Below are 1968 nucleotides of genomic sequence, written 5' to 3' on the forward strand. Positions count from 1 at the left end.
CCAATAAGAAACCAAGCAAGACCCTGTGGGAGCGAGCCTGCTCGCGAAGCGGTGTATCAGTCGACAGATGATCAGACTGACACACCGCCTTCGCGAGCAGGCTCGCTCCCACAGTGGTTTTCGGGTTGGCTTAAGATCTGGTTACACACCTGCGACACCATCGCCGCGATAAATCCCCAGCCACCTGCTACGTTTTATTCATGAAGGCTGCGTTTCACTTTTCCTTCACACGGGCACTTTATGCTCGGGGCACAGGTCGATTGATCAGGCCATTTTCATAGCGAGTAGTTGGGGGATTCATACGATGGATGAGTATCAGGAAGAACTGCTCGAATACCAGGCCTTTGAGCTGGATCAACCAGAACCGGCTGACGACGCGACGGAGCTCTGAGCTTCAGGCTCCCGAGCGGTAATTTCGTCGGGATTCGCCGGGCGTCTGCCCGCTCCAGCGCTTGAATGCACGCTGGAAGGCTTCAGCTGAGGCAAAGCCCAGCAGGTAGGCGATCTCGCCGAACGCCAGTTCGGTGTCGCGGATGTAGGTCATTGCCAGGTCGCGGCGTGTGTCATTGAGGATCGCGCGAAATTGCGTGCCTTCCTCTGCTAGTTTGCGTCGCAGGGTCCAGGTCGGCAGTTTCAGGCGTGCCGCGACTTCCTCAAGATCCGGCTCGCGGCCGCCGTTGAGCAACGGGCCGAGCAACTGAGTGATGCGCTCGCGCAAACTGCGGGTGCGGGTCAGTTGTTCCAGCTCCCGCTCGCACAATTGCAGCAGATGTCGCCAGGTGCTCGGGCAATGTTCAGGGTTGCGCAGGGCAAGGGTGTTCAGGCTCAGGCGCAGCTGATTGCGTTCGGCGCTGAACTGGATCGGGCAGTCGCCAAGCATTGTGTAGGCGTCGCGGTAATCCGGCGCTTCGAATTCGATTTCGATTCGCTCGGCGCGCAACGTTTCGCCGCACAGGCTCGACAACTGATGCAGCCAGCCGGCGAGGATCGAGTCGACCACGAAGCGGTTATAGGCGTTGTAAGGACTGATCGAGTAGAAGCGCAGCCACGCACCGTTGGCATCTTCGTGAAAACTGGACTGCCCGCGATAGTTGGAACCGTACAGCGGCTCGAAGCGCGTCAGGCAGCGGGCCGCTTCACGGACGGTGGGCGCTTGCGCCGCAGTGATGCCGGCCAGCCCAGCCTGATTCAAGCGGATCATCCGGCCCATGCGCAGGCCCAGGGCCGGATCGCCGGTCAGTTGAATCGCCGCATGGCCCAGGCGCATGTAACGCGGGATCGACAAGCGTGCCCCGGCCTCGGCCAGTCGCGCGGCATCGAGGCCATATTGTTCAAGCAGAGGCAGCGGATCGGCGTCGTGGCTGCGCACGGCGTCGGCCAGACTATGGACGAAGCCCACCGACAGATCCCCGAGGCGCATCGGCTGCGGCTTCATGGTTTATAGCCAGACGTTCAGCAAGCGCGCACCACGGGCCTCGCCATCGGCGAACTGCTGGCCGTTGCTGCTGAGGAAGCTTGTGCCGGTACTCGGCTTGTCCCAGAACTGCCCGCGCATGAATACACTGACGCCGGCAATCGCGCGGCTGCTCGGTGGTTGTGCGGTGAGGGTCAATCGGTGCCAGGCCTGACCTTCACTGAGGTCGCCGGGCTTGAGGCTGACCGAGCCCGGCGTGCTCGAACCTTTGTAGCCACGCCATGGCTTGTCCCAGGCGCCTTGGCCAATAACCTGCGCCGGCACGGCCACCAGTTGCGCGCCTTGTTCATCGAGGGTGCGGTAGTTACCGGGGTACCAGCTATCACTGCCGATCAGGATGCCCAAGCGTCCGGCCGGTGTGTCGACGACCTGGATGGCGTGTTTGTCTTCGGCCTGAATCACACCTTGCTGATCGAAGATCGGATGCATCTGCCGTTGCGGCTGGCCCAACGGTACGCCGTCGCGACCAAACACCACGCTGCTGTTGAACAGGG

Annotated in this window: 2 protein-coding genes; both read right to left on the reverse strand. The window is 61.7% G+C overall.

What is annotated here, in order from left to right; genetic code table 11:
• Positions 1 to 394 precede the first annotated feature (394 nt).
• A complete protein-coding gene (locus OQK_RS00335) occupies positions 395 to 1435 on the reverse strand; it encodes an AraC family transcriptional regulator (RefSeq protein WP_016770609.1) in 1041 nt (346 codons plus the stop codon).
• A gap of 3 nt (positions 1436 to 1438) precedes the next feature.
• On the reverse strand, positions 1439 to 1968 hold a 530-nt coding region (locus tag OQK_RS00340), incomplete at its 5' end, for a nitrilase-related carbon-nitrogen hydrolase (protein WP_038860076.1).

It is taken from the genome of Pseudomonas sp. R62, assembly GCF_000257605.1.
In the GTDB taxonomy this organism is placed as follows: Bacteria; Pseudomonadota; Gammaproteobacteria; order Pseudomonadales; family Pseudomonadaceae; genus Aquipseudomonas; species Aquipseudomonas atacamensis.